At 72.1% G+C, this 16455-nt stretch carries 15 protein-coding genes; 6 read left to right on the top strand and 9 right to left on the bottom strand.

What is annotated here, in order from left to right; genetic code table 11:
- The first annotated feature begins 27 nt into the window (after window positions 1–27).
- Window positions 28–1800, top strand: coding sequence for an arginine--tRNA ligase (gene argS, locus ABZ267_RS19275; protein ID WP_356746700.1), 1773 nt, complete (start codon window positions 28–30; stop codon window positions 1798–1800).
- Between the two features lie 72 nt (window positions 1801–1872).
- Here argS and ABZ267_RS19280 read toward each other — a convergent pair whose 3' ends face one another.
- Together ABZ267_RS19280 and ABZ267_RS19285 are read right to left on the bottom strand one after the other, a co-directional pair.
- A complete protein-coding gene (locus ABZ267_RS19280; RefSeq protein WP_356746701.1) occupies window positions 1873–2313 on the bottom strand; it encodes a hypothetical protein in 441 nt (146 codons plus the stop codon).
- Between the two features lie 94 nt (window positions 2314–2407).
- Entirely contained in the window at window positions 2408–3658 is a 1251-nt protein-coding gene (locus ABZ267_RS19285) for a phospholipase D-like domain-containing protein (RefSeq protein ID WP_356746702.1), read from the bottom strand.
- Window positions 3659–4523: 865 nt separating this feature from the next.
- Between ABZ267_RS19285 and ABZ267_RS19290 the strand changes: the two genes are divergently transcribed.
- Window positions 4524–5369 carry an acyl-CoA dehydrogenase gene (locus ABZ267_RS19290; protein ID WP_356746703.1) on the top strand — a complete coding sequence of 282 codons (846 nt, stop codon included), beginning with the start codon at window positions 4524–4526 and terminating at the stop codon, window positions 5367–5369.
- Between the two features lie 43 nt (window positions 5370–5412).
- Here the strand turns inward: ABZ267_RS19290 and ABZ267_RS19295 are convergent, their stop codons facing one another.
- Complete coding sequence (locus ABZ267_RS19295) at window positions 5413–6747, bottom strand: helix-turn-helix transcriptional regulator (RefSeq protein WP_356746704.1); 1335 nt, start codon at window positions 6745–6747, stop codon at window positions 5413–5415.
- 213 nt (window positions 6748–6960) lie between these two features.
- On the opposite strand from ABZ267_RS19295, the gene ABZ267_RS19300 reads away from it, so the two are divergent.
- Window positions 6961–7665, top strand: coding sequence for a DUF4232 domain-containing protein (locus ABZ267_RS19300; protein WP_356746705.1), 705 nt, complete (start codon window positions 6961–6963; stop codon window positions 7663–7665).
- A gap of 44 nt (window positions 7666–7709) precedes the next feature.
- Here ABZ267_RS19300 and ABZ267_RS19305 read toward each other — a convergent pair whose 3' ends face one another.
- On the bottom strand, window positions 7710–8288 hold the full coding sequence (locus ABZ267_RS19305) for a dihydrofolate reductase family protein (protein ID WP_356746706.1): 579 nt from the start codon (window positions 8286–8288) through the stop codon (window positions 7710–7712).
- A 116-nt stretch (window positions 8289–8404) separates the two neighbouring features.
- Here ABZ267_RS19305 and ABZ267_RS19310 point away from each other — a divergent pair, with 116 nt between their 5' ends.
- The 3 genes from ABZ267_RS19310 (at window position 8405) to ABZ267_RS19320 (ending at window position 10234) form a co-directional block, all read left to right on the top strand.
- Window positions 8405–9208, top strand: coding sequence for a DUF4253 domain-containing protein (locus tag ABZ267_RS19310; protein WP_356746707.1), 804 nt, complete (start codon window positions 8405–8407; stop codon window positions 9206–9208).
- 189 nt (window positions 9209–9397) lie between these two features.
- Window positions 9398–9739, top strand: a complete 342-nt coding sequence (locus ABZ267_RS19315) for a hypothetical protein (protein ID WP_356746708.1) — start codon at window positions 9398–9400, stop codon at window positions 9737–9739.
- A gap of 18 nt (window positions 9740–9757) precedes the next feature.
- Entirely contained in the window at window positions 9758–10234 is a 477-nt protein-coding gene (locus ABZ267_RS19320) for a hypothetical protein (protein ID WP_161265336.1), read from the top strand.
- 12 nt (window positions 10235–10246) lie between these two features.
- On the opposite strand, the gene hemB is transcribed toward ABZ267_RS19320, so the two are convergent.
- From hemB to ABZ267_RS19345, 5 genes are all read right to left on the bottom strand, one after another.
- Window positions 10247–11260, bottom strand: a complete 1014-nt coding sequence (gene hemB, locus ABZ267_RS19325; RefSeq protein WP_356746709.1) for a porphobilinogen synthase — start codon at window positions 11258–11260, stop codon at window positions 10247–10249.
- A 119-nt stretch (window positions 11261–11379) separates the two neighbouring features.
- On the bottom strand, window positions 11380–13050 hold the full coding sequence (locus ABZ267_RS19330; protein ID WP_356746710.1) for a bifunctional uroporphyrinogen-III C-methyltransferase/uroporphyrinogen-III synthase: 1671 nt from the start codon (window positions 13048–13050) through the stop codon (window positions 11380–11382).
- Complete coding sequence (gene hemC / locus ABZ267_RS19335; protein ID WP_356746711.1) at window positions 13047–14033, bottom strand: hydroxymethylbilane synthase; 987 nt, start codon at window positions 14031–14033, stop codon at window positions 13047–13049. Before hemC ends, ABZ267_RS19330 begins: the two co-directional genes overlap by 4 nt.
- Window positions 14030–15517, bottom strand: coding sequence for a glutamyl-tRNA reductase (locus ABZ267_RS19340; protein WP_356746712.1), 1488 nt, complete (start codon window positions 15515–15517; stop codon window positions 14030–14032). Before ABZ267_RS19340 ends, hemC begins: the two co-directional genes overlap by 4 nt.
- Window positions 15514–16281, bottom strand: coding sequence for a redox-sensing transcriptional repressor Rex (locus tag ABZ267_RS19345; protein ID WP_356746713.1), 768 nt, complete (start codon window positions 16279–16281; stop codon window positions 15514–15516). The genes ABZ267_RS19340 and ABZ267_RS19345 overlap by 4 nt, the downstream gene beginning before the upstream one ends.
- Window positions 16282–16455 lie beyond the last annotated feature (174 nt).

The following is a 16455-nucleotide window of genomic DNA, read 5'->3' on the forward strand; positions in this document are numbered from 1 at the left end:
GTACCCCTACGGAAACGGCAGCCAGCCATGGCCTCGGTCCCTTCCCTCGCTTCCACGCTCCAGCAGCAGCTGGCGGACGCCCTGACGGCAGCTCTGCCGGATGCCGGCACCGCGGACCCGCTGCTGCGCCGAAGCGACCGGGCCGACTTCCAGGCCAACGGCATCCTGGCGCTCGCCAAGAAGCTCAAGGGCAACCCGCGTGAGCTGGCCGGCCAGGTCACCGCCGCTCTTCCGGCCGGTGAGCTGATCCAGGAGATCGAGGTCTCCGGACCCGGCTTCCTCAACATCACGCTCACCGACCGGGCGATCGCCGAGACGCTCGCCGCCCGGGCCGCCGACACCGAGGGCCGCCTCGGCGTGCCGGTGGCGGCGGACGCCGGAAGGACGGTCATCGACTACGCGCAGCCGAACGTGGCCAAGGAGATGCACGTCGGCCACCTGCGGTCGGCGGTCATCGGTGACGCGATGGTCCGGATCCTGGAGTTCACCGGTGAGGACGTCGTCCGGCGCCACCACATCGGCGACTGGGGCACGCAGTTCGGCATGCTCATCCAGTATCTGATCGAGCACCCGGACGCGCTGAAGCACGAGGGCGGCGCGAGCGACGGTGAGGCGGCCATGTCGACGCTGAACCGCGTCTACAAGGCCTCGCGTGCGCTGTTCGACTCGGACGAGGAGTTCAAGGCACGCTCGCGGGACCGGGTGGTGGCCCTCCAGGCCGGCGACCCGCAGACGCTGGAGCTGTGGCAGGGCTTCGTCGACGAGTCGAAGATCTACTTCCACTCGGTCTTCGACAAGCTCGACATGGAGGTCCGCGACCCCGACATCGTCGGTGAGTCCGGCTACAACGCCATGCTGGAGGAGACCTGCCGGATCCTGGAGGAGACGGGTGTCGCCGTCCGCTCCGAGGGTGCGCTCTGTGTGTTCTTCGACGATGTGAAGGGCCCGGACGGCAACAAGGTCCCGCTCATCGTGAAGAAGACCAACGGCGGTTACGGCTACGCGGCCACCGACCTCTCCGCCATCCGGAACCGGGTCCAGGACCTCAAGGCCGACACCCTGCTGTACGTGGTCGACGCCCGGCAGTCGCTGCACTTCAAGATGGTCTTCGAGACGGCCCGCCGGGCCGGCTGGCTGAACGAGGACGTCAAGGCCGTGCAGCTCGCCTTCGGCACGGTCCTCGGCAAGGACGGCAAGCCGTTCAAGACCCGTGAGGGCGAGACCGTGCGGCTGGAGGACCTCCTGGACGAGGCGGTCTCGCGGGCCACGGCGGTCGTCCGCGAGAAGGCCGACAAGGTGGGCCTCGGCGAGGACGAGATCGTGGAGAACGGCCGGTACGTCGGCATCGGCGCCGTGAAGTACGCCGACCTGTCGACCTCGGCCGTGCGCGACTACAAGTTCGACCTGGACCAGATGGTGTCGCTGAACGGCGACACGTCGGTGTACCTCCAGTACGCGTACGCGCGCATCCAGTCGATCCTGCGCAAGGCCGGCGACGCGGTCCCGGCCGCCCATCCGGAGCTGGCGCTGGCCCCGGCGGAGCGTGCGCTCGGCCTGCACCTGGACCAGTTCGGCGAGGTGCTCTCCGAGGTCGCGTCCGGCTACGAGCCGCACAAGCTGGCCGCGTACCTCTACCAGCTGGCCTCGCACCTGACCACGTTCTACGACCAGTGCCAGGTCCTCAGCCCGGACAACGCGCCGGAGACCGTCGAGAACCGGCTCTTCCTGGTGGACCTCACCGCCCGGACCCTGCACCAGGGCATGGAGCTGCTCGGCATCCGGACGCCCGGCCGCCTCTGACCGCGCTCCGCCGTACGTACGTCGGCCCCGGCACCTTCACAGGTGCCGGGGCCGATCACGTAAGCAATCAGGTCACTGCGGGCGGCCCAGCGCCCAGCCCGACACGTCCGAGAGCCGTCCGCGCCACAGCGGCAGCGAGACCGCGCTCATGGACCCGGCGAGGAGCGTCACGTCCCGCAGATGGATCCAGCGCGGCAGCCGGGCCGTCTCCGCGCCGTACTCCTGGCCCTGCATCTCCCGTACGCCCTGGTCGACGGTCTCCGGAAACTCGGCCAGCAGGTTGGCGCCCTCGCCTTCCACCTGGCGCAGGCTCCTGGACCACTCGGCCTTCCACTGCTCGTGGCCGATCACATCACCGTGCAGCAGACCGCCGGGGTGGGTGAGGGTGAGGGGCAGGCTGGAGCGCGGATCCTCGTCCAGCAGCTGGATGAGCAGCTGGAGCTGGAGGTCGGGCAGGGGCTCGGTGATCACCGCGGCTGCCGGTGCGGACGAGGTGTCGGCTGAGACGCTCATGGGCCCTTCCCTTCACATGACGGACGCTGCTCTCCCCGCCTGCCCGGTCAGCCTCCGGCCACACACGCGAATCCGGCCGACGAGGGGTCCGGCCTCAGAGATACCGGCGGATCGGCACCACGGCCGCTTCCCGCACCCGCTGGAGGACGTCGCGCCGCTTCCACCGGCCGCGCTCGATCAGCACGCTCTTCTCGCGGTCCTCGTCGAAGTGGGCGTCGAGCGCGTCGGTGAAGTCGCAGTCCATGACCGCGAGCATGACCTCCTCGTCGTGGTCGAGCGAGCGCCGGTTGAAGTTGGTGGAGCCGATGAGCGAGGCGACCCGGTCGATGGTGAGGGTCTTGGTGTGCATCATCGTCGGCTGGTACTGGTAGATCTTCACCCCGCACGCCGTCAGCTCCTCGTAATAGCGCTGACCGGCGAGCTGGCAGACCCGCTTGTCGGTGTGCGGGCCCGGCAGCAGGATCTCGACCTCCACGCCGCGCCGGGCCGCGGCGCAGAGCAGGCCGGTGAAGTAGTCGTCGGGCGCGAAGTAGGCGGTGGTGAGGCGGATGCGCTCCTCGGCGGATTGGAGGACGACCCGTATCAGGGTCTGCATGTCCTGCCAGCCGAACGATGACGAACCGCGCACGACCTGGACGACCGCGTCACCGTGCTGGTCGCCCGCCACGAACCGGTCGCGCTCGTCGAAGAGCTCGTCCTGGCACTCGGCCCAGTTCTGCGCGAAGGCGGCGGCCAGCCCGTCGACGGCGGGCCCGCGGACCTGCACATGGGTGTCCCGCCACTCGTGCTCGTTGCGCGCGTCGCCGCACCACTCTTCGGCGATCCCGACGCCGCCGGTGAACGCGGTGGACTCGTCGGTGATGAGGACCTTGCGGTGGCATCGGTGGTTCTGCTTGAGCGGCGAGAGGTAGAGCGGCTTCCGGAACCAGGCCACCGTCACGCCGGCCTCGTCCATCATGTCCAGCTGGCCCTTCTCGATCAGCCGGGAGCCGAAGCCGTCGAGCAGCAGCCGGACCCGGACTCCGGACCGGGCCCTCTCGGCGAGCGCCTCGGCGAAGTCCTTCGCGATGTCCCCTCGCCAGTAGACGAAGGTCATCATGTCGATGGTGTGCTCCGCCTCACGGATCGACTTCAGCATCGCACCGAAGATCTGGTCACCGTTGCGGAGGGGGATCAGGGAATTGCCTTCGGTGGCGGCGATCCCGATCAGCCGCTCCAGTCGGCGTCTGAGCCGATGGGAGCGCTTCTCGCAGACATCCAGGTCAAGGTCTTCCCGCGTATCGCTCCGCCTGGGGTCGGTCGGGTCCTGCTCGGCTCGTTCGGAGGCTTCGGCTATGCCGGACATCGGTCACCTGGGGGTACGGGGGTGAGGCGGCCCGCGACCTGGCGCACGGCCGCACCGGCGCGGGCTGCCAGGGCGTCGGAGACTGTACCCCCCAGTACGCGCATGACTCCTCCCAGCTCCACCCTTCCGCCGCTCCTGGACTCAACTCCCTTGCCGTGCGGCCCGATCCGGCTGAGATCCTCCACCGTCGGGCTCGATGCGATTATGGTTAGCCTACCTAACTAACGGCTCGTCTCCGGTCGTCCGAAACGCGCCGCCCGCTCCGGCCGACCGCACACCGCACGCCCGCCGGGCCGCCCACCACCGGACCACCCCGGAGGACCCGTTGACATCCGCGCCACCGCTCCCGCAGCTCACCACCAGCGAAGCCCTCCCACTCGACGGCCACCAGCTCCACCTGGACCCCGCCCCGCCCCGCCGGCCTCGCCACGGCGACCGAGGTCGTCCGCGACCACCTCACCCGGCTCGGCGCCCGGTTCGGACCCGGCACGGGGCCCTGGCACCCGGGCGGGAGCGCGGGAGTGGCGCGGGACCGGTACGCCACGGCCGGTCCGGAGACCGTCATCGGCCTCGGCGGCCCGCACCGGGCGCGCGGCACGGACCTGACGCTGCGGGGCTGGCCGGCCGGAGACCCGACGCCGTCCGACGAGACCACCGCGCAGGCCGCGATTGGGCTCATGGCGCTGCACGGCCGGGCCAACGGCGGCCCGCGCCCGCTCGGCACCGATTTCCTGGGCGCCCTCGCCGGGACCGTCGCCACCCAGGCCCTGCTGGCCGCCGCCCTCTCCGGCCTGCGCGGCGTACCGGTCCGCTCGGCCCGGGTCAGCGTGGCAAAGGCGGCGCTCTTTTCCCGCTCGGGCCGTACGTGGCCGCCGCGACCGGCAACACCTGGACCGTCGCACAGTTCCCCTTGGAGGCGCGCCAAGAGGTCTTCGCCGCGCCCTCCAGCCGCATCGCCCAGCAACTTGGCCTCTCCGGCCCGCCCGCCCAGCGCGTCCCGGGCGGCCATCTGCTGCGCGGGACGTGGGGCCGCTTCTGCTCGGGCATCGACCACGCCGACTGGATCGTCGCCGGAGTCAGCGCCCCGCCCGCACCCGGCGCCGAACCAAAACCCCACCTCGTCCTCCTCCCGCGGGAGCGGGCGGTCTCCATCGACGACTGGTACACCAGCGGCCTGCGCGGTACGGGCAGCCGCTCGTTCACGGTCCCCGAACTCCTCGTCCCCGACCACCGCGTGCTCCCGCTCACCGCGCTCGACCCGGCCCACCCGGCGCCGCACGGCCGCCCGAGGACAACCCCGTACCGCATGGCGTTCGCGGCCGTCGGCCGGTGGCGCTCGCGGGCGTCCTGCTGGGCGCGGCGCGGGCCGCGCTGGACACGTACGCGGGCTCCGGAACGCGCGGCTCCGGGCTCGACGTGTCCGCGCACACCGCCACCGTCGACACCGCGCGGGCGCTGCTCCTGGCCGGCCTGGACAGGCTCGCCGCCTCCTCCACGCCGGGCGGCACGGCCGAGGAGCGGGCCCGGATGCCGCCGGGACATCGCGTACGCCGGGACGCGGTGCCGGGAGGACGTCAACGCGGTGTACGAGGCGTCCGGTTCGGCCGTGATCTATGACGACGCGCCGGTCCAGCGCATCTGGCGCGACGCCAACGCCGCCGCGCAGCACCCGGCGTTCGACCTCCGCCGCCGGGGCGCGACGCCCTCCTGAAACGGGGGCCGGCCGCTGCCACGGACAGCGGCCGGCCCCTTCCTCAACCCGCCTGGTACGGCTCCCACTTCACCTCGTCGTTGCCGTACGTGTACATCGGCCGCCCGCGCATCCCGCTCGTCCGGAACGGCTTCCCGTGGTCGTCGATCCGCAGCATCCCCTCACGCCCGCCGCTGCTCCACCTGAGCTCCAGGTACCAGGTCACGTCGTACCCCTGCGCCTTCATGTCGAGGTTGAAGACCTCCACGTCCTCGGACGACACCTTGTACGGGAACGGCTTGGCCGGGATCGTACGGTCGCCCTGCGATCCCGGTACGGGCGTGATGATCGGGTGCCCGGTGTCCAGGTCGGAGGCGAAGGTCCGCGGCGCGATGCCGCTGCCGCAGCCGTTGCCCATGAGGTACGCCGACCAGGGCAGCGGCGCCTTGCGGGAGAGCACCCGCACGTACAGGCCCTTCAGGACGACCGCCTCGCGCGAGGTGCCCTGGACGGTCAGCTGGAGCAGCATGTTCCCGGCGTCGACCCCGCCGTACGACCGGGCCCAGCCGCGCCGGTCCTGCGGCGGAGGCGGCGGAGCCACCCCTTCCGGCTCTCGGTCCAGCAGGTAGAACTGCCCGCAGGGCTCGTCCCAGTTGTACGAGGAGATGGTGACGGCGGGCGGCGCGCCGAGGCCGGTACTGGGGCTGCCTTGGGGCTGCTTCTCAGCGAAACCGGCGGGTGCGCCGGGTGCGCCGGGTGCGGCCGGCTCGGCCGAGGGCGCGGTGAAGGGCGTGCCGGAGGACGCGGAGGGCTGCGGAGAGGCGGAGGGAGGTGTCGGTGAGGGCCGGAGGTCGGTGGAGGTGGGCGGCGTGAAGGTGTCGTCGTCCGCCCGGGCCCCTTGGCTCGGTGCGCTGGCGCCGTCCTCCGCCCGCGACCCGACGAGGTCGGCGGCGACGACGGTGGTCGGCACGAGGAGAGCGGCGGCGCCGACGGCGGCGATGAGCACCCGCGTACGCCGGGAGAGCCGGGTCCAGGAGGAGGCTGGGGCTCCGGCGGGCATCTCCGTGGCGGCGGTTGGAGGTTCGGGCACAGGCGCGGGCGCGACCTTGACCGGAACCGGAGCTACCGGCTCCGGCCCCGCCGCCGGCCGCCGCCGGGCCGCGTCCGCCACGATCCACCGCCGGTGCACCTCCACCAGCTCGTCGCCCGACGCCCCGCACAGCCGGGCGAACCGCTCGACGGGGGCGTACTCGTTGGGCACCGCGTCACCGTTGCAGTACCGGTGCAGCGTCGACGTACTGACGTGCAGTCTCCCGGCCAGCACGCCGTAGCTCCGCCCCGAACGGTCCTTCAGTTCCTTCAGCAGGGCCGCGAAATGCTCGGCCTCCGGCGTCGCCACGACGGCGTTCCCCTCCCTGGTCCGTCCCGGAACGGCGTTCCAGGGACGCGGAATTCCCGCAGGTCACCGTATGCGTAGACGTTCCGGCATCCCCAATGGTTCGCCGGGCGTTGCGGCCGGAATCAGCCACCCCACAAGCTCGGACCAGACCGCGGCACGGACCGACGTACCAACGTGCCGACCGATGTACCGAACACGGGGAGTACCACCGCCATGCGCACCAACCGCATCCGCACCACCGCGCTCGCCGCCACCGCACTGGTGGCCGCCCTCTCGCTGACCGCCTGCGGCGGGAACGAAGGCACGAAGAGCGCGGGCCCGGCTCCGGCTCCGGCCGCCACGACGGAGTCCACCGCACCGCAGACACCCCAGACGCCCCAGACCACCGCGCCGCCCGCCGAGACCGCCTCCACGCCGGCCCAGGGCAAGCACGCGGGCGGCAACGGCGGGCAGCGCACGCACAGCGGCACCGAGACGGCGACGCAGGCCGCGTCCACCGCCCGCACCACCTGCACGACCGCGAACACCAAGGTGACGGTCACCAAGGTGAACCGCCCGATCAACCACCTGCTGCTGACGCTCAAGAACACCGGCTCCGGCCTCTGCGACGCCTACTACGCGCCGCACCTCGGCTTCGACGGCGCCCAGTCCGTCTTCCCGATCCTGGAGGACAGCAAGCCGCAGGCCGTGGTCACGCTGGCACCCGGCGAGGAGGCGTACGCGGGCATCGGCCTCAGCGGCGAGCCGGGCCAGAGCAAGCTCCACAAGAGCAAGAACCTGTCGGTCTTCTTCGCCGAGAAGAACGGCTCGACGTACGACACGCCCGCCAAGCTGAAGCTCCCGGCCGAGACCTACTGGGACGACAACGGCTTCGTCACCTACTGGCAGTCGGACCGGGCGAACGCGCTCATGTACTGACGCCGCGTCGCCCTACAGGCCGATGCGTGAACCGTACGTACGGTTCACGCATCGGCCTTCGCCGGAGCCGTCTCGTACCGCAGGAGCACCACGCCCGTGCCGAAGGTCCGGGTCTCCAGGAGCCGCAGCCCCTGCCGGTCCGCCGCTTCGCCGAAGAAGGGACGGCCCCGGCCGAGGAGGACCGGGTGGACGTAGAGGCGGTACTCGTCCACGAGGTCCAGCCGCCGGAACGTCTCCACCAGATCCGCCCCGCCGACGATCAGGTCCCCGGCCACCGCGTCCCGCACCGCGCACATCTCGTCCCGCTCCACCTCGCGCAGCAGGGTCGCTCCGGGCCCCACGCTCTCCAGCGTCCGGGAGCAGACGTACTTCGGCATGTCCCGCCAGATACCGGCGAATTCGGCCATCGGCCCGGCGTTGGCGGGATCCTGGTCGGCGGTCGGCCAGAACTCCTCCATCAGCTGGTAGGTCACGCGTCCTTCGACGAACGCGCCGGCCGTCCGGAGGCTGTCGTTGAAGTGCTGGTGGAGTTCCTCGTCGACGAAATGCCAGTCGATGTCGCCGTCGGTCCCTTCGAAGAAACCGTCGAGGGAGACCGAGATGGACGAGACGATCTTGTTCATGGAACCACCCACAGAGGTCGCCGGGAACAGGCCACCGCGACGATACGCCTCCGAGGCCCGTTCAGCGGCCGTCGGCGCACCGCCCGTTGTCAGTGGTGCCCCCTAGGCTCACCACCATGGCGACGCTCCCGAATCCTCTGCCCGACCTGGCCTCCTCCGGCCTGGACCTTCCGCCAGGCTCCCTCGTGGACGCCACGCTGGACGGCCCCTGGCACGAACCGCTGCTCTGGTACGCGGACGGGCCCGCCGCGCCCCGGGACTGGACGGCCCTGCGGACGGCCGGGCGGCGGGTCGGGCTGTTGCCGGTGCTGGTCAGCGGAGGCTCGCGTGAGCAGTGGCCCGGCGAGTGGGACCTGTGCCCGGACGCGACGACGTATCCGGGCGACCACGACGCCGACGAGGTGCTGGCGGGGTACTGGACGGATCACGCGGCCGACGAGGTGGGCGGCGCGGAGGACGCCACCGGTGGCCGGCCCGGTCTCGCGCCGACGCCGGCCCAGGGGTCCGGTGCGGACCCGGACGAGGCGGCCGCCGGACTGGCGGGCGTGATCACGGCCGACCCGGACAGCTGGCTCGGCGGCACCCGGATGGCCCTCGTCCCGGCCCGCCGCAGCGCCGACATACCGGCGGCCATCGGCTGGTCCGGCCCGGTGAACCACGAGAACGACGTGGCCCGGCTCTGCGCGGTGCTCCGCTCCTGGGAGGACCGGTACGACGTACGGGTGGTGGTGCTCGGCTTCGACACCCTGACCGTCTCCGTGGGCCGCCCGCCGACCACCTTGGCCGAGGCCCGCGCGCTGGCCGCCGAGCACTACGCGTTCTGCCCGGACAACATCGACCAGTCACCGCCGTACGACCTGGACGTCTACGCGGAGAAGGCGATCCTGAACCAGGAAGCGTGGTCGTTCTGGTGGGACTGAAAGCGCGGCGGCACTCCGACCTCTCCCGGATCACGGCACGGGACGGCACCGGGTCCTGATCGGCGTGGCCGACCCCGCGCAGCCACATCTGGTGGCGCCGCGAGGACAGGCGGACCGACCGACATACCGGCGGCCGACTGAGCCCTGGTACTCATGCGGGCGACCGACCTCCGAGGTTGACTCGTCCCCATGCCCGACACCACACGCGACCACCGCGCCTGGATCGCCCCGCTGGTCTGCACGCTCGTGACCCTGCCGATGGGACTCGCCGCCCTCTTCGTCGGCGGGCTCGCTCCGATGGCCTGCGACTCCTGCGACGGCACCGAAGCCGCCCGCTTCGACGCGAGCTTCGCGCCGGCGTGGACCGTCCTGTGCGTGGGCCTGCTGCTGGCCGTGATGGTGCTGGTCGCCAGCTGGACCGTGCCCTGGCAGGTGCGCAACATGGCCCGGCGCGTGGGCCTGGCACTGGCCGCACCTGCCACCGCGATGGTCACTTTCGTAGCATTCATGGCACTGGTCGACTGGCCCTGACAGAAAGTGTCCACCCCCATGAACGACACGCACCCCCCGACCACGGCAGCTGCGGCAGCGGCCGAAGCCGCCGAACGCCTGATAGCCGAGTACCGCGCACTGCCTCCGGGAAGCGACCGCAAGCGCGAGATCATCACCGAGCTGGACGCCAACGCGCAGGCGCTGCCGTTCCTCGTCTCGGTGGTCGCCGACGCGGAGGAGTACGGCCTCGCCCGCGTCGAGAGCGCCACCGTCCTGCGCGTCTGGCCGCCGGACGACCCCGACCTCCGCCGCCGCGCGGGCCGCGCGCTGCTCACCGCGCTGCGGGAGCCGGAGGAGGACCTGGTCCGCCAGTACGCGGCGATGTCCCTGGCGCCGTACACGTCCGACCCGCTCGTCGCGATGGCCCTGGACTCCACGGCGCGCGCGGACCAGGACCCGCTCGTACGGGACAGCGCCCGCTTCTCCATCAAGGAGGCCCACCGGCTCCAGGAGACCGGAGCGGGTGGGCCGTGATCACGCGGGGGCTCAGCCCCGCCCGGCGTCCCGTCCTGCGAGCCACTGGGCGACCTCGGTCGCCCAGTAGGTCAGGATCATCTGCGCCCCGGCCCGCCGGATCCCGGTCAGGCTCTCCAGGATCGCCTTGTCCCGGTCGATCCAGCCCTTCTCGGCGGCGGCCTCGATCATCGCGTACTCGCCGCTGATCTGGTACGCGGCCACCGGCACGTCCACCGACTCCGCGACCTTGGCGAGAATGTCCAGATACGGTCCGGCGGGCTTCACCATGACCATGTCGGCGCCCTCCTCCAGGTCGAGCGCCAGCTCCCGCAGCGACTCCCGGGCGTTGGCCGGGTCCTGCTGGTAGGTCTTGCGGTCGCCGGTGAGCGAGGAGCCGACGGCCTCGCGGAACGGGCCGTAGAAGGCGGAGGAGTACTTCGCGGTGTAGGCGAGGATCGACACGTCCTCGTAGCCGGTCTGGTCCAGCGCGTCGCGGACCACGCCGACCTGGCCGTCCATCATCCCGCTGGGACCGACCACATGGGCTCCGGCGTCCGCCTGGACCTGGGCCATCTCCGCGTACCGCTCCAGCGTCGCGTCGTTGTCCACGCGGCCGTCGGCGTCCAGGACTCCGCAGTGGCCGTGGTCGGTGTACTCGTCCAGGCACAGGTCCGACATGACCACCAGGTCGTCACCGACCTCCTCGCGCACCGCCCGCAGCCCGAGCTGGAGGATGCCGTCCGGGTCGGTGCCCGCCGTGCCCCGGCCGTCCTTCTTCGCGTCCTCCGGAACCCCGAAGAGCATGATCCCCGAGACCCCCGCCACCGCCGCCTCGACGGTCGCCTTCCGCAGCGTGTCCAAGGTGTGCTGGTGCACGCCGGGCATGGCCGAGATGGCGACCGGGGCGTCGATGCCCTCCCGTACGAACGCGGGCAGGATCAGGTTCGCCGGGTCGAGCCGGGTCTCGGCGACCATCCGCCGCATCGCCGGGGTCGTCCGCAGCCGCCGGGGGCGGGAGCCGGGGAAGTTTCCGTACGCAGTCATCCTTCGACGATAGACCCGGCCCCACCACCCGCTTACCGACACCGGCGCCGGAAAAGACCCAAAAACGGCGGCGGGCCCGGCCGCCGAAGCGACCGGGCCCACTCACCGTCGTACTGCCGCTACGTCGTCGTCCGGCGCCTGCGCGCGCCCGGGCGGCGCTCGCTCGGCCGGGTCACCGGGTCGCCGGCCTCCTTCGCCGCGTCCCGCCGCTGCGCACCGAAGGCGGCGAGCGCCTCGGCGAGCTTGTGCACGGACGGCTCCGGGGACAGGACGTCCACGCGCAGGCCGTGCTCCTCGGCGGTCTTCGCGGTGGCCGGGCCGATACACGCGATGACGGTCACGTTGTGCGGCTTGCCGGCGATGCCGACCAGGTTCCGGACGGTCGAGGACGAGGTGAACAGGACCGCGTCGAAGCCGCCGCCCTTGATCGCCTCGCGGGTGTCGGCCGGCGGCGGCGAGGCGCGGACCGTGCGGTACGCGGTGACGTCGTCGACCTCCCAGCCCAGCTCGATCAGCCCGGCCACCAGCGTCTCGGTGGCGATGTCGGCGCGCGGCAGGAACACCCGGTCGATCGGGTCGAAGACCGGGTCGTACGGCGGCCAGTCCTCCAGCAGTCCGGCGGCGGACTGCTCACCGGAAGGCACCAGGTCCGGCTTCACACCGAAGTCGACCAGCGCGGCGGCGGTCTGCTCGCCGACGGCCGCGACCTTGATCCCGGCGAAGGCCCGGGCATCGAGCCCGTACTCCTCGAACTTCTCCCGGACCGCCTTGACCGCGTTCACGCTGGTGAAGGCGATCCACTCGTAGCGTCCGGTGACCAGGCCCTTGACCGCGCGCTCCATCTGCTGGGGCGTACGCGGCGGCTCGACGGCGATCGTCGGAACCTCGTGCGGGACGGCACCGTACGAACGCAGCTGGTCGGAGAGCGACGCGGCCTGCTCCTTCGTGCGCGGGACGAGCACCCTCCAGCCGAACAGCGGCTTGGACTCGAACCACGCGAGCTGGTCGCGCTGGGCGGCGGCACTGCGCTCACCGACCACGGCTATGACCGGCCGGTGTCCCTCCGGCGACGGGAGCACCTTGGCCTGCTTGAAGACCTGGGCGATCGTCCCGAGGGTCGCCGTCCAGGTGCGCTGGCGGGTGGTGGTGCCCGCGATCGTCACGGTGAGCGGGGTGTCGGGCTTGCGGCCGGCCGAGACCAGCTCACCGGCGGCGGCCGCGACCGCGTCCAGCGTGGTGGAGACGACGGCGGTCGCGTCGCTCGCGCCGACCTCGCTCCAGCACCGGTCGGAGGCGGTACGGGCATCGACGAAGCGCACGTCGGCGCCTTGCGCGTCCCGCAGCGGCACTCCGGCGTACGCGGGCACGCCAACGGCGTTCGCGACACCGGGGACGACCTCGAAGGGCACTCCGGCGGCGGCGCAGGCGAGCATCTCCGCGCCCGCGTCGCCGTCCAGGCCCGGGTCGCCCGCCACAGCACGGACCACCCGCCTGCCGCCCTTCGCGGCCTCCATGACAAGATTGGCCGCGTCCCTGAGAACGGGTACTCCGGCGGCTGTTGACGCCACGTCAACAACCGTCAGCTCAGGCGTGCTCACGCCTGCCCGCGCATGGCCGCGAACGACGTCGAGAACGTCCGGTTCGGCGACCAGGACGTCCGCGCTCGCCAGCGCCTCGACGGCGCGGAGCGTCAGCAGTCCCGGGTCGCCGGGACCGGCGCCGAGGAAGGTGACCTGACCTCGTGGGGACAGGGCAGGAAAGTCGGATGCGGCGGGGCCGGTGGGGCTCAAAGTGCTCGCTCCCCCATAAGACCGGCCGCACCCTTGGCGAGCATCTCGGCCGCGAGTTCGCGACCGAGGGCCGCCGCGTCGTCGTGCGACGTGGGGACGGGACCGGTGGTGGACAGCTGTACCAGCGAGGAACCGTCGGTGGAACCGACGACTCCGCGCAGGCGCAGTTCGTTGACAACCTGTCCGTCGACCAGGAGGTCGGCCAGCGCACCCACAGGTGCGGAGCAGCCGGCCTCCAGGGCGGCGAGCAGGGCACGTTCGGCGGTCACGGCGGCCCGGGTGTACGGGTCGTCGAGCTCGGCGAGCGCGGCGGCGAGGTCGGCGCTGGTCGCAGCGCACTCGATCGCCAGTGCTCCCTGGCCGGGAGCGGGCAGAACGGTGTCGACCGGCAGGAAGTCGGTGACCTCGCCGGTCCGGCCGAGGCGGCTGAGCCCGGCGGCGGCGAGGACCACCGCGTCGAGCTCACCGTCGCGCACGAACCCGATCCGCGTGTCGACGTTGCCCCGGATCGGGACGGTCTCGATCCGCAGGCCGTGCGAGCGGGCGTACGCGTTCAGCTGCGCCATGCGGCGCGGCGAACCGGTGCCGATGCGGGCGCCGTCGGGCAGCTGCTCGAAGGTCAGCCCGTCACGAGCCACCAGCGCGTCGCGCGGGTCCTCGCGCTGCGGCACGGCCGCCAGCACCAGCTCGTCCGGCTGCGAGGTCGGCAGGTCCTTGAGCGAGTGGACCGCGAAGTCCACCTCGCCCCGCAGCAGCGCCTCGCGCAGGGCCGCGACGAACACACCGGTGCCGCCGATCTGCGCCAGGTGCTCACGGGAGGTGTCGCCGTACGTGGTGATCTCGACGAGCTCGACGGCGCGCCCGGTCACCTCGCGGACCGCCTCGGCCACGAGGCCGGACTGGGCCATGGCGAGCTTGGAGCGCCGGGTGCCCAGCCGGAGCGGCGCGGCGTTGCCCGCGCCCGGCGATGAGTTGTCGGTCATGACCGCCCTCTATTCGGGTCGTTCAGGTCGGCCCGGGAGACGGCGGCCACCGTCTGCGGGTCGAGGTCGAAGAGTTCGCGCAGCGCGTCCGCGTACCCGGCGCCGCCGGGCTCGCTGGCCAGCTGTTTGACCCGCACGGTGGGCGCGTGCAGGAGTTTGTCGACGACGCGGCGCACGGTCTGGGTGATCTCGGCGCGCTGCTTCTCGTCCAGGTCGGGAAGGCGGCCGTCCAGCCGGGCGATCTCGCCGGCGACCACGTCGGCGGCCATGGTGCGCAGCGCGACCACGGTCGGCGCGACATGGGCGGCGCGCTGGGCGGCGCCGAAGGCGGCCACCTCGTCGGCGACGATCGTGCGGACCTGGTCCACGTCGGCGGCCATCGGCGCGTCGGCGGAGGCGTTGGCGAGCGACTCGATGTCGACGAGGCGGACACCGTCGATGCGGTGGGCTGCGCCGTCGATGTCGCGTGGCATGGCGAGGTCGAGCAGTGCGAGCTTCACCGGTCCGGTGGACTGCGCGGGCAGCGCGACGCGGCGCGGTGCGGCGTCGGGCGCGGAGCCGTTCTCCACCCAGGCGGCGTGCTGGTCGACGTCGGCCGGGGCCGGGACGGCCGTGAGCGGCTCCGGCTCGGCCGGTGCGTCCAGGGTGGTGCCGAGCGCGTCGGCCAGGGCGTCGGCGGTGAGGACGAGGCCGGTGGCACCGGTGCAGGAGACGACGACGTCGGCACGTGTCAGTTCGTCGGCTACCGCGGACATCTCGACGGCGTGCGCGCGCACGGTGGTGTCGTCGCCCCGCTGGAGGATCTCCACCAGCCGGTCCGCGCGGGAGCGGGTCCGGTTGGCGACGACGATCTCGGCGACGCCGGTACGCGCCAGGGTCGCGGCGGCCAGCGAGGACATCGAACCGGCGCCGATCACCAGCGCGCGCTTGCCCTGGGCCCAGAGGCCCGGGTCCGCGCCGGCGGCGAGCTGCTGGAGCCCGAAGGAGACGAGCGACTGCCCGGCCCGGTCGATCCCGGTCTCGCTGTGGGCGCGCTTGCCGACCCGCAGGGCCTGCTGGAAGAGGTCGTTGAGCAGCCGTCCGGCGGTGTGCAGCTCCTGGCCGCGCGCGAGCGCGTCCTTGATCTGGCCGAGGATCTGCCCCTCGCCGACGACCATCGAGTCCAGGCCGCAGGCCACCGAGAAGAGGTGGTGGACGGCGCGGTCCTCGTAGTGCACATAGAGATACGGAGTGAGCTCGTCCAGTCCGACGCCGCTGTGCTGGGCGAGCAGCGTGGAGAGCTCGGCGACGCCCGCGTGGAACTTGTCCACGTCCGCGTACAGCTCGATGCGGTTGCAGGTGGCCAGCACGGCGGCCTCGGTCGCGGGTTCCGCGGCGAGGGTGTCCTGGAGCAGCTTGGCCTGGGTGTCGGCAGCGAGGGAGGCCCGTTCCAGTACGGACACGGGGGCGCTGCGGTGGCTCAGCCCGACGACGAGGAGGCTCATGCCGGCATCACGGCGGGCATGTCCCCGTCGGGTCCCTTCCGGCTCGCGGGCGTGGCACGCATCGGCGGCGCCTCGGGGTCCTCGGCGTCGGCGGACGCGTCCTCGCCGGCCTTGCGCTGCTCGTGGAAGGCCAGGATCTGCAGCTCGATGGAGAGGTCGACCTTGCGTACGTCGACGCCTTCGGGCACCGAGAGCACGGTCGGCGCGAAGTTGAGGATGGAGGTCACACCGGCGGCCACGAGCCGGTCGCAGACCTGCTGGGCGGCGCCGGGCGGAGTGGTGATCACGCCGATGGACACACCGTTGTCGCTGATGATCCGGTCCAGGTCGTCCGTGTGCTGGACGGCGATCCCGGCCACCGGCGTACCGGCCATGGCCGGGTCGGCGTCGATCAGCGCCGCGACCCGGAAGCCGCGCGAGGCGAAGCCGCCGTAGTTGGCGAGGGCCGCGCCGAGGTTACCGATGCCGACAATGGCGACCGGCCAGTCCTGCGTGAGGCCGAGCTCACGGGAGATCTGGTAGACGAGGTACTCGACGTCGTACCCGACACCGCGGGTGCCGTAGGACCCCAGGTAGCTGAAGTCCTTGCGCAGCTTCGCGGAGTTGACGCCGGCCGCGGTGGCCAGTTCCTCGGAGGAGACCGTGGGTACGGATCGCTCGGAGAGCGCGGTGAGGGCGCGCAGGTACAGCGGAAGTCGGGCGACGGTGGCCTCGGGAATTCCTCGGCTACGGGTCGCCGGTCGGTGAGTTCGGCCAGTTGCCACGGTGCTCCTGCGGGATGAGCGGGGCTGCAGGCGGCCGTATGTCCCAAGACCGCCCCGTCGAATGCAGGCTATGTCTTTGTGAACGCGTGCACAAAGATGGTGTCCGTTTTGTCCGGTCAAAGTGACCGGGGTCACGCACATTGCCCGCGCGATCCCGGAACCAGGGACCGCATC

The sequence above is a fragment of the Streptomyces sp. NPDC006174 genome, from assembly GCF_040614075.1.
Lineage (GTDB): Bacteria > Actinomycetota > Actinomycetes > Streptomycetales > Streptomycetaceae > Streptomyces.

Bases quoted from the DNA above. Each gene is read 5' to 3' on its own strand.
- ABZ267_RS19285 (WP_356746702.1), bottom strand. From the start codon at position 3,658: ATGTCCGGCATAGCCGAAGCCTCCGAACGAGCCGAGCAGGACCCGACC.
- ABZ267_RS19320 (WP_161265336.1), top strand. From the start codon at position 9,758: ATGAACGACACGCACCCCCCGACCACGGCAGCTGCGGCAGCGGCCGAA.
- hemC (WP_356746711.1), bottom strand. From the start codon at position 14,033: ATGACCGACAACTCATCGCCGGGCGCGGGCAACGCCGCGCCGCTCCGG.
- hemB (WP_356746709.1), bottom strand. From the start codon at position 11,260: ATGACTGCGTACGGAAACTTCCCCGGCTCCCGCCCCCGGCGGCTGCGG.
- ABZ267_RS19315 (WP_356746708.1), top strand. From the start codon at position 9,398: ATGCCCGACACCACACGCGACCACCGCGCCTGGATCGCCCCGCTGGTC.
- ABZ267_RS19305 (WP_356746706.1), bottom strand. From the start codon at position 8,288: ATGAACAAGATCGTCTCGTCCATCTCGGTCTCCCTCGACGGTTTCTTC.
- ABZ267_RS19340 (WP_356746712.1), bottom strand. From the start codon at position 15,517: ATGAGCCTCCTCGTCGTCGGGCTGAGCCACCGCAGCGCCCCCGTGTCC.
- ABZ267_RS19300 (WP_356746705.1), top strand. From the start codon at position 6,961: ATGCGCACCAACCGCATCCGCACCACCGCGCTCGCCGCCACCGCACTG.
- argS (WP_356746700.1), top strand. From the start codon at position 28: ATGGCCTCGGTCCCTTCCCTCGCTTCCACGCTCCAGCAGCAGCTGGCG.
- ABZ267_RS19280 (WP_356746701.1), bottom strand. From the start codon at position 2,313: ATGAGCGTCTCAGCCGACACCTCGTCCGCACCGGCAGCCGCGGTGATC.
- ABZ267_RS19310 (WP_356746707.1), top strand. From the start codon at position 8,405: ATGGCGACGCTCCCGAATCCTCTGCCCGACCTGGCCTCCTCCGGCCTG.